The sequence below is a fragment of the Pseudomonas cimarronensis genome (genome assembly GCF_049331905.1).
Classification (GTDB): Bacteria; Pseudomonadota; Gammaproteobacteria; order Pseudomonadales; family Pseudomonadaceae; genus Aquipseudomonas.
In genome coordinates this window covers 2974795-2988262 of sequence record NZ_CP186283.1, presented here as the reverse complement: position 1 = coordinate 2988262, position 13468 = coordinate 2974795, and the positions used below count along the sequence as shown (strand labels likewise).

The following is a 13468-nucleotide window of genomic DNA, read 5'->3' as shown; positions in this document are numbered from 1 at the left end:
GGCCCCTTTTCTTTTCCTGTTGCAGTGCTTGTTTTTTGTTGGGGCTGCCCCCATCTTAGGGTCAAGGGTCATCCCATCTGTTTACGGCCGTAAGGCCGCCGTAGAGCCGAAATCATGAAGACAACCATCGAATTGCCTCTCCTGCCGTTGCGCGATGTTGTGGTCTATCCGCACATGGTCATCCCGCTGTTTGTCGGGCGTGAAAAATCCATTGAGGCCCTTGAGGCCGCCATGACGGGTGAGAAACAGATTCTGTTGCTGGCCCAGAAGAACCCTGCTGACGATGACCCGAGTGAGGAGGGGCTCTACCGTGTGGGCACCGTGGCTACGGTATTGCAGCTGCTGAAGCTGCCAGATGGCACGGTCAAGGTGTTGGTCGAAGGTGAGCAACGCGGAGAGATCGAGCGCTTTATTGCAGTCGACGGTCACTGTCGCGCAGAAGTACAGCTGATCGACGAAGTGGACGCTGCGGAGCGTGAAGCCGAAGTATTTACCCGCAGTCTGTTGAGTCAGTTCGAGCAGTATGTACAGCTGGGCAAGAAGGTGCCAGCCGAGGTCCTTGCTTCGCTCAACGGCATTGATGAGCCCGGTCGCTTGGTTGACACCATGGCCGCGCACATGGTGCTGAAAATCGAGCAGAAACAGGAAATTCTGGAGATTACCGACCTGGCTGCGCGGGTTGAACATGTGCTGGCGCTGCTCGATGCGGAAATCGACCTGTTGCAGGTCGAAAAGCGCATTCGCGGGCGGGTTAAGAAACAGATGGAGCGCAGTCAGCGCGAGTACTACCTGAATGAGCAGATGAAAGCCATTCAGAAAGAACTGGGCGACAGCGAAGAAGGCCATAACGAACTCGATGAACTGAAAAAGCGCATTGAGAATGCAGGGCTGACTGCCGAGGCGCACACCAAGGCCAATGCTGAGTTGAACAAGCTCAAGCAGATGTCGCCGATGTCGGCCGAAGCCACCGTGGTGCGCTCTTATATTGATTGGCTGGTTAACGTGCCGTGGAAGGCGCAGAGCAAGGTGCGCCTGGACCTTGCGCGCGCGGAAAGCATTCTCGATGCCGATCATTACGGCCTGGAGGAAGTCAAGGAGCGCATTCTTGAGTACCTCGCCGTGCAAAAGCGGGTGAAGAAACTCAAAGGGCCGGTGCTGTGTCTGGTGGGTCCGCCTGGTGTGGGTAAAACCTCGTTGGCCGAGTCGATTGCTACCGCCACCAACCGGAAATTCGTACGCATGGCGCTCGGTGGTGTGCGTGATGAGGCGGAAATTCGCGGTCATCGCCGTACTTATATCGGCTCCATGCCGGGTCGCCTGATTCAGAAGATGACCAAGGTTGGCGTGCGTAACCCACTGTTCCTGCTCGACGAAATCGACAAGATGGGGCAGGACATGCGCGGTGATCCTGCGTCGGCTCTGCTCGAGGTGTTGGACCCGGAGCAGAACCACAATTTCAACGATCACTATCTGGAAGTTGATTACGACTTGTCTGACGTGATGTTCCTCTGCACGGCCAATTCGATGAATATTCCGGGGCCTTTGCTGGATCGGATGGAAGTGATTCGCCTGCCGGGTTACACCGAGGCGGAGAAAATCAACATCGCGATCAAGTACCTGGTACCCAAGCAAGTGCAGGCCAACGGCCTGAAGAAGAGCGAGTTGGCCTTCGAAGAGACTGCCGTCCGCGACATCATTCGTTATTACACCCGTGAGGCTGGGGTGCGTGGTCTGGAGCGGCAAATTGCCAAGGTGTGCCGCAAGGCCGTCAAGGAGCATGCCGCGGAGAAGCGTTTCCAGGTTACGGTCACAGCTGACTCGCTCGAGCATTTCCTGGGTGTGCGCAAGCACCGCTATGGTTTGGCCGAGCAGCAGGATCAGATTGGTCAGGTAACCGGTCTGGCCTGGACCCAGGTTGGTGGTGAACTGCTGACCATCGAAGCGGTGGTGGTGCCGGGCAAAGGTCAGTTGATCAAAACCGGCTCACTGGGCGATGTAATGCTGGAATCGATCACGGCAGCGCAGACAGTTGTGCGCAGCCGGGCCAAGAGCCTGGGCGTGCCTGTGGACTTCTACGAGAAGCAGGACATCCATATTCACATGCCCGAAGGGGCAACACCCAAAGATGGCCCCAGCGCAGGCGTTGGCATGTGCACGGCGCTGGTTTCTGCGCTGACGCAGATTCCGGTGCGTGCCGATGTGGCGATGACCGGTGAAATCACCCTGCGTGGTCAAGTGCTGGCTATCGGTGGTCTGAAAGAAAAACTGTTGGCCGCTCACCGTGGTGGAATCAAGACCGTGATCATTCCGGAAGAGAATGTGCGCGACTTGAAAGAGATTCCGGAGAATATTAAGCAAGACCTGCAGATTAAACCGGTTAAATGGATTGACGAGGTCCTGCAAATTGCGCTGCAATACGCCCCGGAGCCCTTGCCTGATGCGGCTCCCATGGTTGCAAAGGATGAAAAACGCGAGACTGATTCCAAGGAGCGAATTAGCACGCATTAGCCAGAGGGCTTTCTTGACACATTTTTAGAGCCCTTGTTATAAAGCGGCTCTTATCGTGTCAGCAGGCTCTCCAGCACCAGCTTCGCTTACATTTAAAAGCAAGAAATAAACTCAACAGAAATTAAGGGGACTTAAGAGTGAACAAGTCGGAACTGATCGATGCCATCGCCGCATCTGCTGATATCCCAAAAGCTGTTGCCGGCCGTGCGCTGGACGCAGTTATTGAATCCGTTACTGGCGCTCTGAAGGCTGGTGACTCCGTAGTACTGGTTGGCTTCGGCACTTTCGCTGTTAAAGAGCGTGCTGCGCGCACTGGCCGTAACCCACAAACTGGTAACCCGATCAGCATCGCTGCTGCCAAGATTCCAGGCTTCAAAGCCGGTAAAGCTCTGAAAGACGCTGTCAACTAAGCCTCTTTCGGTTTTGCCTGACAGGCTGGCTAAATGGCTGGCCTGAGGCGGGCGGAATGTTCAGCCGATACGCTGTGACTGAACACGACTAAGCAGTTGCTTGAGTTCGATCCGCTTCGCTAGTTACGAGAAGGCGCATCCACTGATGCGCCTTTCTTCTATCCGGATTTTACCCACGCTGCGCGGCTGCTTTTTTTGTACAGCCGTTCTGGGGGAAGCATGCTGCAGAACATCAGGGACAATTCACAGGGTTGGATTGCCAAAACCATTATCGGCATCATCGTTGCGTTGCTCGCGCTGACCGGTGTCGATGCGATTTTTACTGGCACCAGTAACAGCCAGAATGCTGCTGAGGTAAATGGCGAGAAGATTACTTCCGTCGAGCTTAGCCAGGCTGTGGAAATGCAGCGTCGGCAGTTGCTGCAGCAGTTGGGGCGTGACTTCGATGCTTCCCTGCTGGACGAAAAACTGCTGCGCGAGGCGGCCCTGAACGGCCTGATCGAGCGTACCTTGCTGCTTGATAGTGCCAAGGACGCCAAGTTCGCCTTCTCGCAGCAGGCCTTGGACCAGGTGATTCTGAGAACGCCGGAGTTTCTTGTCGACGGTCAGTTCAATGCTGAGCGTTTCGATCAGGTGATTCGTCAGCTCGGCTACAGCCGCTTGCAGTTTCGCCAGATGCTTGAGCAAGAAATGCTCATCGGTCAGCTGCGTGCTGGCTTGGCCAACAGTGGTTTCGTCACTGATGCCCAGGTGCAGGCTTTTGCCGCGCTGGAAAAGCAGACCCGCGATTTCGCCACGCTGACGCTCAAGGCTGACCTGGGTGCCGTGACGCTCAGTGATGATGACATCAAGGCTTACTACGATGCTCAAGCCAGCGAGTTCATGAGCCCTGAACAGGTTGTGCTGGAATATGTCGAGCTGAAGAAGGACGCCTTCTTCGACCAGGTGGAAGTCACCGATGAGGCGCTGCAAAGCGCTTATCAGAGTGAAATCGCCAACCTTGCCGAACAGCGTCGTGCAGCCCATATCTTGGTTGAAGTGAACGACACGCTGAATGATGAGCAGGCCAAAGCCAAGCTGGTCGAAGTGCAGAAACGCTTGGAGCAGGGTGAAGATTTCGCCGCCCTGGCCAAGGAGTTCTCTGATGACTCCGGTTCTGCTGTTGACGGTGGTGACCTGGGCTTTGCCGGCCCAGGTGTATATGACCCGGCCTTCGAAGAAGCGCTCTATGCACTGAGCGAAAATGCGGTATCGGCACCGGTGCGCAGCGAATTCGGCTGGCACCTGATCAAGCTGTTGGGCGTGCAGGCGCCGGAAGTTCCTAGCTTCGCCAGCCTGGAAGAGAAACTGCAGCGCGATCTCAAGGCGCGTCAGGTTGAGCAGCGCTTTGTTGAGGTCTCCAAGGACCTGGAAGATGCGGCATTTGAAGCGTCTGATTTGAGCCAGCCGGCGCAGGAGCTGGGTTTGCAGGTCAAGACCACTGAGCCGTTTGGCCGTCAGGGTGGCAGCGAAGGTGTATCTGCCAACCGTCAGGTGATTCAGGCCGCCTTCAGTGATGAAGTGCTGGAAGACGGCAGCAACAGCAGTGTGATCGAGCTGGATCCGAATACTGTGGTGGTGGTGCGCGTCAAAGAGCACAACAAGCCTGAGCAACTGCCCTTGGAGCAGGTTGCTGACAGCATTCGTGCCCAGCTGACCAAGGTGCGTGCAAGCGAGGCGGTCAAGGCCAAAGGCGAGGAGCAGCTGGCTGCTCTGCGTGATGGCCAGACACCGGTTAGCCAGGCCGATGCCAAGCAGGGCTGGACAGTTGTTGAGGCAGCCACTCGCAGCCAGGAAGGCGTTGAGCCGGTCGTGCTGCAAGCGCTGTTCCGCATGCCCAAGCCTGAAGCAGCCGACAAGCCGAGCTTTGCGGGTATCAGCCTGAGTAACGGTGATTTTGTGATCATCCGCCTCAATGGCGTGAGCCAACCCGAGCAGGCGCTGTCGGAAGAAGACAAGGCCATGTATGGCCGCTTCCTGGCTTCGCGGGCCGGTCAGCAGGACTTTGCTGCGTTCCGTAAGCAGCTGGAAGAGAAGGCAGATATCGAGCGCTTCTGATCGATACTGCTGAATATAAAAAGGCCGCTTATTCAAGCGGCCTTTTTTATGTCTGCCATCCGTGGCAGCAACGCTACATGGCGCAGGAAGAACTGATCTCCCCGCGCAGTCACACTCACTCTTCCATGGCGCCCATGGCGGTGGTGTTGAAGCCGCCATCGACGTACATGATCTCGCCGCTAACCCCCGAAGCCAGATCCGAGCAGAGGAAGGCGCCGGCGTTGCCGACTTCTTCGATGGTCACGTTGCGACGCAGCGGGGTCTGTTTCTCGTTGGCCGCGAGCATCTTGCGGAAGCTCTTGATGCCGCTTGCTGCCAGGGTACGGATCGGGCCAGCGGAGATGGCGTTGACACGCGTGCCTTCCGGGCCGAGGCTACCGGCCAGGTAGCGTACACCGGCTTCCAGGCTGGCCTTGGCCATGCCCATGACGTTGTAGTTCGGCATGGTGCGCTCGGCACCCAGGTAGGAGAGGGTCAGCAAGCTGCCATTGCGGCCTTTCATCATCTCGCGGCCCGCTTTGGCCAGGGCGACGAAGCTGTAGGCGCTGATGTCATGAGCGATGCGGAAGCCTTCACGGGTGGTGACCTCGGTGAAGTCGCCGTCCAACTGGTCACCCGGGGCGAAACCTACGGAGTGAACGATGCAATCCAGGCCGTCCCACTTCTTGCTCAGGGCTTCGAATACCGAGGCGATTTCCTCATCGTTGGCCACATCGCAGGGGAAGCACAGGTCTGCGTTCGAGCCCCAGCCAGCGGCGAACTCTTCGACGCGGCCCTTGAGCTTTTCGTTCTGATAGGTGAAGGCCAGTTCGGCACCTTCACGGTGCATGGCTGCTGCGATACCGGAGGCGATGGACAGTTTGCTGGCGACGCCAACGATCAGTACGCGCTTGCCGCTTAGAAAACCCATGGGTGTAGTTCCTCTTCCTGTCTACAAGAATTAGCCAGCTGGGACCATAAAGGCCGCTTCCAGCAACTGCTGTGTATAGATGTCCTGTGGCGCGGCAAAGACACGTGCCGCCGGTCCCTGTTCGACCACCTTGCCCTGTTTGACCACCATCACCTGATGACTCAGCGCCCTGACCACGGCCAGATCGTGGCTGATAAACAGGTAGGTGAGGTTGTATTTGGCCTGCAGCGAACGCAACAACTCGACTACCTGGCGCTGCACGGTGCGGTCGAGGGCCGAGGTCGGCTCATCCAGCAGGATCAGCGCGGGTTTGAGCACCAGGGCGCGGGCGATGGCGATGCGTTGACGCTGGCCACCGGAAAACTCGTGTGGGTAGCGATGCCGGGTTTCCGGATCCAGACCCACTTCCACCAAGGCGTCGATAATCGCCTGTTCCTGTTCGGCTTCGCTGCCCAGGCGGTGGATCTGCAAGCCTTCGCCGACAATCTGACCCACCGACATGCGTGGGCTGAGGCTGCCGAACGGGTCCTGAAACACCACCTGCATCTGTCGGCGCAGTGGGCGCACGTCGTGTTGCGAGAGCTGGTCGATGGCCTGGCCCTGAAAACGGATACCGCCCTGGCTGCCGAGCAGACGCAGAATCGCCAGGCCGAGGGTGGATTTGCCTGAGCCACTTTCACCGACGATGCCCAGGGTATGCCCCTGTGGCAGGTTGAAGTTGATACCGTCCACGGCTTTGACGTGATCGACCGTGCGGCGCAGCAGGCCCTTCTTGATCGGGAACCAGATGCGCAGGTTGTCGATTTCCAGCATGGGTTTACCAGGTGGCTGATCGACCGGGCCGCCCGTGGGCTCAGCGCCCAGCAGCTCGCGGGTATAAGGGTGCTGTGGGTGTTTAAACAGGGTTTCGCATTCCGCCTGTTCGACGATATGCCCACGCTGCATCACGCACACCCGGTGGGCAATGCGTCGCACCAGGTTGAGGTCGTGGCTGATCAACAGGATCGACATGCCCAGGCGCGCCTGCAGGTCCTTGAGCAGCTCGAGGATCTTCAGCTGCACGGTGACGTCCAGGGCGGTGGTGGGCTCGTCGGCAATCAGCAGTTCTGGCTCGTTGGCCAGGGCCATGGCGATCACCACGCGCTGGCGTTGCCCGCCTGAAAGTTCATGTGGGTAGGCCTTGAGGCGCTTGTGCGGCTCAGGAATGCCGACCAGCTCCAGCAGCTCCAGAGTGCGTGCCGTAGCCGCCTTGCCGCGCAGGCCTTTGTGCAGGGCCAGCACTTCGTTGATCTGCTTCTCGATGCTGTGCAGCGGGTTCAGCGAGGTCATGGGCTCCTGAAAGACCATGGCGATGCGGTTGCCGCGAATGCCGCGCAGTTTGTTCTCGTTCAGTTTGAGCAGGTCTTGCCCGGCGTAGTGAATGCTGCCGCTGGGGTGTTGGGCCAGGGGGTAGGGCAGCAGGCGCAGGATGGAGTGCGCGGTGACTGATTTGCCCGAGCCGCTTTCACCCACCAGGGCCAGGGTTTCGCCGCGCTTGATATCGAAACTGACGCTTTCCAGCACGCGCTGCTTGAGGCTGCCGGTCACGAACTCGACCGCCAGGTCGCGGACTTCGATGAGGGGGTTGGAGTCGGTCATGTCATTTCCTCGGATCGAAGGCATCGCGCGCCGCTTCGCCGATAAACACCAGCAGGCTGAGCATCAGGGCCAGTACGGCAAAGGCGCTGATACCGAGCCAGGGCGCCTGCAGATTGGATTTGCCTTGCGCCACCAGCTCACCGAGTGACGGCGCTCCTGGCGGCAGGCCAAAGCCAAGGAAATCCAGCGCGGTTAGGGTGCCGATCGCGCCGGTGAGGATGAACGGCATAAAGGTCATGGTGGAAATCATCGCGTTGGGCAGGATGTGACGGAACATGATCGAGCCGTTCTGCATGCCCAGTGCGCGGGCTGCGCGCACGTATTCCAGGTTGCGCCCACGCAGAAACTCGGCGCGTACCACATCCACCAGGCTCATCCAGGAAAACAGCAGCATGATGCCCAGCAGCCACCAGAAGTTCGGCTGCACGAAGCTGGCGAGGATGATCAGCAGATAAAGCACCGGCAGACCCGACCAGATCTCCAGAAAACGCTGCCCAGCCAGATCGACCCAGCCGCCATAGAAGCCCTGCAGGGCGCCGGCAAACACACCGATTACCGAACTGGCCAGGGTCAGGGTCAGGGCAAACAGCACCGAGATGCGAAAGCCGTAGATCACCCGCGCCAATACATCGCGGCCCTGGTCGTCGGTGCCCAGCAGGTTTTCCGCCGAGGGTGGCGCCGGGGCGGGCACCTGCAAGTCGTAGTTGATGCTGGAGTAGCTGTAGCGGATCGGCGGCCAGATCATCCAGCCGTCCTTTTCCTTGATCAGCTCCTGGATATACGGGCTCTTGTAGTTGGCCTGCAGCGGGAATTCGCCGCCGAAGGTGGTTTCCGGGTAGCGCTTGAATACCGGGAAATACAGCTGGTTGTCGTAGCCCACCACCAATGGTTTGTCATTGGCGATCAGCTCGGCGCCGAGGGTGACGAAGAACAGGGCGAGGAACACCCACAGCGACCACCAGCCGCGTTTGTGTGCCTTGAACAGCTGGAAGCGGCGTTGATTGATTGGCGACAGTTTCATCTCAACCCTCCCGGCTTTCGAAGTCGATACGCGGATCGACCAGGGTGTAGGTAATGTCACCGATCAATTTCACCACCAGACCGAGCAACGTGAAGATAAACAAGGTGCCGAACACCACCGGGTAATCGCGGTTAATCGCGGCTTCAAAACTCATTAGGCCGAGGCCATCGAGGGAGAAGATCACCTCGATCAGCAAGGAGCCGGTAAAGAAGATGCCGATAAAGGCTGCCGGGAAGCCGGCGATGATGATCAGCATGGCGTTACGGAACACATGACCGTAGAGCACACGGTTATTGCTCAGGCCCTTGGCCCTGGCAGTGATCACATACTGCTTGTTGATCTCATCGAGAAAGCTGTTCTTGGTTAGCAACGTCAGGGTGGCGAAGTTGCCGATCACCAGAGCGGTGACGGGCAGGGCCAGGTGCCAGAAATAGTCGAGCAGCTTGCCGGTAAAACTCAGCTCGTCGAAGTTGTTCGAGGTCAGCCCGCGCAGCGGGAACCAGTCCCAGTAGCTGCCGCCAGCAAACAGCACGATCAGCAGGATGGCGAAGAGGAAGGCGGGGATGGCATAACCGATGATGATTGCCGAGCTGGTCCAGACGTCGAAGGCGCTGCCGTGGCGAGTGGCCTTGGCGATGCCCAGTGGGATCGACACCAGGTACATGATCAGCGTGCTCCACAGCCCCAGGGAGATCGACACGGGCATCTTCTCGATGATCAGGTCGATGACCTCGGCATCGCGAAAGAAGCTCGAACCGAAGTCCAGTTGCGCGTAGCTCTTGAGCATCAGCCAGAAGCGTTCCGGAGCGGATTTATCGAAGCCGTACATGCGCTCGATTTCCGCCACCAGCTCAGGGTCCAGGCCCTGTGCGCCGCGGTAGTTGGAACCGGCCACGGAAACTTCGGCACCGCCGCCGGCAATCCGGCTGGTGGCGCCGTCAAAGCCTTCCAGTTTGGCGATCATCTGTTCGACCGGGCCGCCGGGGGCCGCCTGGATGATGATGAAGTTGATCAGCAGAATGCCAAACAACGTGGGAATGATCAGCAGCAGCCGACGGAAGATATACGCCAGCATGTTATGGCTCCACGCCTGTGCGGTTGTGCGCGGCTGCTTCGTCGGCCGCCGCTTCAGGTGATTTGCTGCGCGCCCACCAGGTGTGCAGGCCTATGTCATATTTTGGGCTGACCTTGGGGTGCTCGAAGCGGTTCCAGTAGGCCACGCGCCAGGTTTTGATATGCCAGTTGGGCACCACGTAATGGCCCCACAGCAGTACGCGGTCGAGGGCGCGGGTATGGGTGATCAGGCTCTGGCGTGAGTCGGCATTGATCAGGCCTTCGACCAGCTTGTCCACGGCAGGGTCTTTCAAACCAATAAAGTTACGGCTGCCGGGATTGTCGGCACTGCTGGAATGCCAGTATTCGCGTTGCTCGTTACCAGGGGAGTTGGACTGGCCGAAGCCGCCGACGATCAGGTCGAAGTCACGTGAACGCAGGCGGTTGACGTATTGGGATACATCGACACGGCGGATCACCAACTCAATGCCCAGATCGGCCAGGTTGCGCTTGTACGGCAAGAGAATGCGTTCGAACTCGGTCTGCGCCAGGAGGAATTCGAAGCTGACCGGCTTGCCCGTGCTGTCGAGCATCTTGTCGCCATCAATGCGCCAGCCGGCTTCCTGCAGCAGCTGATAGGCACGGCGTTGCTGCTCGCGAATGATGCCGCTGCCGTCGGTGACGGAGGGCTGATATTCATCGGTAAATACCTGCGGCGGAATCTGCGCACGCAAGGGCTCCAGCAGTTTCAGTTCGTCTGCAGAGGGCAGGCCGCTTGCAGCCAGTTCGGAGTTGTCGAAGTAGCTGTGGGTACGGGTGTAGGCGCCGTTGAACAGCTGGCGATTGGCCCATTCGAAATCGAACAGCAGGCCCAGAGCCTCACGCACACGGCGGTCGCTGAATAGCGCGCGACGGGTGTTGAAGATAAAGCCCTGCATGCCGGTAGGGTTGTGGTTGGCAATCTCTTCCTTGATCAATTGGCCATTGGCCACGGCCGGCACGTTGTAGGCGGTGGCCCAGTTCTTTGCGCTGATTTCCAGCCAGTAATCAAACTGCCCTGCCTTGAGCGCTTCCAGGGCGACGGTGTTGTCGCGGTAGTAGTCGATTTGCAGGGTGTCGAAGTTGTAAAAGCCGCGATTGACCGGCAGATCCTTACCCCACCAGTCCTTGACCCGCTCGTAGCGTATCGAGCGGCCGGCCTGCACATTCGCCACTTTGTAAGGGCCGCTGCCCAACGGCACATCGAGGTTACCTTTGCTGAAGTCGCGTTCGGCCCACCAGTGTTTGGGCAGCACTGGCAGTTGCCCAACGATCAGCGGCAGTTCACGGTTACCGGCATGCTTGAAGATAAAACGCACGCGCTGCGGGCTTTCGACCTCAACCTTGTCGACATCGGCGTAGTAGCCGCGGTACATCGGTGCGCCTTTGCTCATCAGGGTGTCGAAGGTGAATTTGACGTCCTCGGCGGTGACCGGCTGGCCATCATGAAAGCGCGCCTCGGGGCGCAGATAGAAACGTACCCAGGCGTTGTCCGGGGCTTTCTCGATTTTTTCCGCGAGCAGGCCGTATTCGGTAAAGGGTTCGTCCAGGCCGTGGCGGGTCAGGGTGTCGTAGATCATGCCGATGTCATCGGCAGCTACGCCCTTGTTGATAAAGGGGTTGAGGCTGTCGAAGCTGCCAAATGCTGCCTGGCGCAGGGTGCCACCTTTGGGGGCATCCGGGTTGACGTACTCGAAGTGTTTGAAATTTGCCGGGTATTTCGGCGGCTCGTCATACAGGGTTTGTGCGTGCTTGGGGCCGGCCAGGGCCAGGCTGGCAACGCCAAGCAGAGCAAGGCTGCTGAAGCGGATAAACAGGGCGCGCACTGCATGGGTCATTCAGCGTTCTCCATGGATTTCAGCCACCAGGTACGCAGGCCCAGGGTGTAGGGCGGCGTGGTGACGAAGGCAAATCGGTTGCGGTAAGCCAGGCGGTGGTAATCGATATACCAGTTCGGGATGCTGTAGTGCTGCCACAACAGTACCCGGTCAAGGGCGCGGGTGGCGGCGACTTGCTCGTCGCGGCTCTGTGCCGAAAGCAGCTTTTCAATCAGTGCGTCGACCACCGGGTGGGTAACCCCGGCATAGTTTCTGCCGCCTTTGACCTTGGCTTGCGAGGAGTGGAAATACAGCGACTGTTCCAGACCTGGGCTCAGGGTCTGCGGCAGGGTGACCAGAATCATGTCGAAATCGTATTGATCGAGGCGCTGTTTGTACTGGGCGCGGTCGACAGTGCGCAGTCGGGCTTGAATACCAATGCTGGCCAGGTTCTCGGTAAAGGGCTGGAGAATACGTTCAAGGTTCGAGTTGACCAGCAGGATCTCGAATGTCAGGGGCTTGCCGTCACTATTCAACAGACGCTGGCCGGATGGCTTCCAGCCGGCATCGGCGAGTAGACCCAGGGCGCGGCGCAAGGTTTCCCGTGGGATGCCGCGGCCATCGGTTTGCGGCACGCTGAAGGGCTCACTGAACAGGCGTGCCTGCAACTGCTTACGGTAGGGCGACAACAGCAGCCATTCGGCACCTTCCGGTTTACCGCTGGCGGCGAATTCGCTGTTGGGGTAGTAACTCTGGGCGCGGGTGTAGGAGCTGTTGAACAGCGCGCGGTTGGCCCATTCGAAGTCGAACATCAGGCCCAGGGCTTCACGCAGCTGGCGGTCGGCAAACACCTCGCGACGGGTGTTCATAAACAGCGCCTGGGTCTGGGTAGGAATCTTGTGCGGGATTTCTGCGCGGATCACTTCACCGCGGCTGAGTGCTGGGAAGCGATAGCCATTGGCCCAGTTCTTTGCCTGTTGCTCGATGTAGATATCGAACTCACCCGCCTTGAAGGCCTCGAAGGCCACGTGACTGTCGCGGTAGAACTCCACATCGACCCGGTCGAAATTGTATTTGCCACGGTTGACCGGGAGTTTGGCGCCCCACCAGTTCTTGACCCGCTCAAAGCGCAGGCTGCGTCCGGGGCTGACCTGGGTAATGCGATAGGGCCCGCTGCCCAGCGGCGGTTCATAGGTGGTGGCCTTGAAATCGCGGTCCTTCCAGTAATGCTGCGGCAGCACCGGCAGTTCGCCCAGGCGCAGAATCAGCAGAGAGTTGCCAGAGCGCTTGAGCACAAAGCGGATGCTGTGGCGATTGAGGATATCGACGCGTTTTACTTCCTGCAGATTGGTGCGGTACTGCGGATGGCCTTCCTTGAGCAGCAGGCGGTAGGAGAAGGCCACGTCATAGGCTGTGATCGGCTTGCCATCGTGGAAGCGGGCTTCGGGACGCAGGTTGTACACCACCCAGCTGCGGTCATCGCTGTATTCCACGGACTCGGCGATCAGGCCGTAACTGGATGCCGGCTCGTCACCGGATGGGTCATAGGCGCCGGTGCCGACCATCAGCGGCGCATTCAGCTCGTTGACCCCGTACTGCAGAAAGTTGGCGGTACTGATCGGGCTGCTGCCCTTGAAGGTATAGGGATTGAGCGTGTCGAAGGTGCCATTGGCCATCATCCGCAGCGTGCCGCCTTTGGGCGCTTCCGGGTTGACCCAGGCGAAATGAGTAAAGCTGGCGGGGTACTTCAGCTCGCCAAACTGGGCGTAGCCGTGACTTTTATACAGGGTCGCCCAGGCAGATGAACTGATGGCCAGGCAGAGGAACAGCGAGAGGAGGGGACGTATCAAGTGAAATATCCGATCCGTGGCGTCTTGTGGGCTGCTGGTCAGGCACATTAACAGCTTGTATCGGCTGGAAAAAGGGCCGTTTCGACGGCTGCCGATGGCGGCACTTTGACTACACTCAAGCTATC

9 protein-coding genes are annotated in these 13468 nt (G+C 58.8%); 3 read left to right on the top strand and 6 right to left on the bottom strand.

The annotated features are described in order from the left end of the window. The first annotated feature begins 114 nt into the window (after positions 1-114). The 3 genes from lon (at position 115) to ACOCLD_RS13870 (ending at position 5015) form a co-directional block, all read left to right on the top strand. Entirely contained in the window at positions 115-2508 is a 2394-nt protein-coding gene (gene lon, locus ACOCLD_RS13880; RefSeq protein ID WP_422909587.1) for an endopeptidase La, read from the top strand. A gap of 137 nt (positions 2509-2645) precedes the next feature. After that, positions 2646-2918: a nucleoid-associated protein HU-beta gene (hupB, locus tag ACOCLD_RS13875; RefSeq protein ID WP_010490206.1), complete on the top strand. Its 273-nt coding sequence runs from the start codon at positions 2646-2648 to the stop codon at positions 2916-2918. A gap of 219 nt (positions 2919-3137) precedes the next feature. Further along, positions 3138-5015: a SurA N-terminal domain-containing protein gene (locus ACOCLD_RS13870; RefSeq protein WP_422909586.1), complete on the top strand. Its 1878-nt coding sequence runs from the start codon at positions 3138-3140 to the stop codon at positions 5013-5015. A gap of 115 nt (positions 5016-5130) precedes the next feature. Here ACOCLD_RS13870 and fabI read toward each other — a convergent pair whose 3' ends face one another. From fabI to ACOCLD_RS13840, 6 genes are read right to left on the bottom strand one after another with little or no spacing between them, the layout of a single operon-like run. After that, on the bottom strand, positions 5131-5925 hold the full coding sequence (fabI, locus tag ACOCLD_RS13865; protein WP_422909585.1) for an enoyl-ACP reductase FabI: 795 nt from the start codon (positions 5923-5925) through the stop codon (positions 5131-5133). A 30-nt stretch (positions 5926-5955) separates the two neighbouring features. Beyond that, a complete protein-coding gene (locus ACOCLD_RS13860; protein WP_422909584.1) occupies positions 5956-7563 on the bottom strand; it encodes an ABC transporter ATP-binding protein in 1608 nt (535 codons plus the stop codon). Position 7564: 1 nt separating this feature from the next. Further along, complete coding sequence (locus ACOCLD_RS13855) at positions 7565-8584, bottom strand: ABC transporter permease (RefSeq protein ID WP_422909583.1); 1020 nt, start codon at positions 8582-8584, stop codon at positions 7565-7567. A gap of 1 nt (position 8585) precedes the next feature. Further along, positions 8586-9659: a microcin C ABC transporter permease YejB gene (locus ACOCLD_RS13850; RefSeq protein ID WP_233685086.1), complete on the bottom strand. Its 1074-nt coding sequence runs from the start codon at positions 9657-9659 to the stop codon at positions 8586-8588. A gap of 1 nt (position 9660) precedes the next feature. Further along, complete coding sequence (locus tag ACOCLD_RS13845) at positions 9661-11514, bottom strand: extracellular solute-binding protein (protein WP_422909582.1); 1854 nt, start codon at positions 11512-11514, stop codon at positions 9661-9663. Further along, a complete protein-coding gene (locus ACOCLD_RS13840; protein ID WP_422911812.1) occupies positions 11511-13340 on the bottom strand; it encodes an extracellular solute-binding protein in 1830 nt (609 codons plus the stop codon). The genes ACOCLD_RS13845 and ACOCLD_RS13840 overlap by 4 nt, the downstream gene beginning before the upstream one ends. Positions 13341-13468 lie beyond the last annotated feature (128 nt).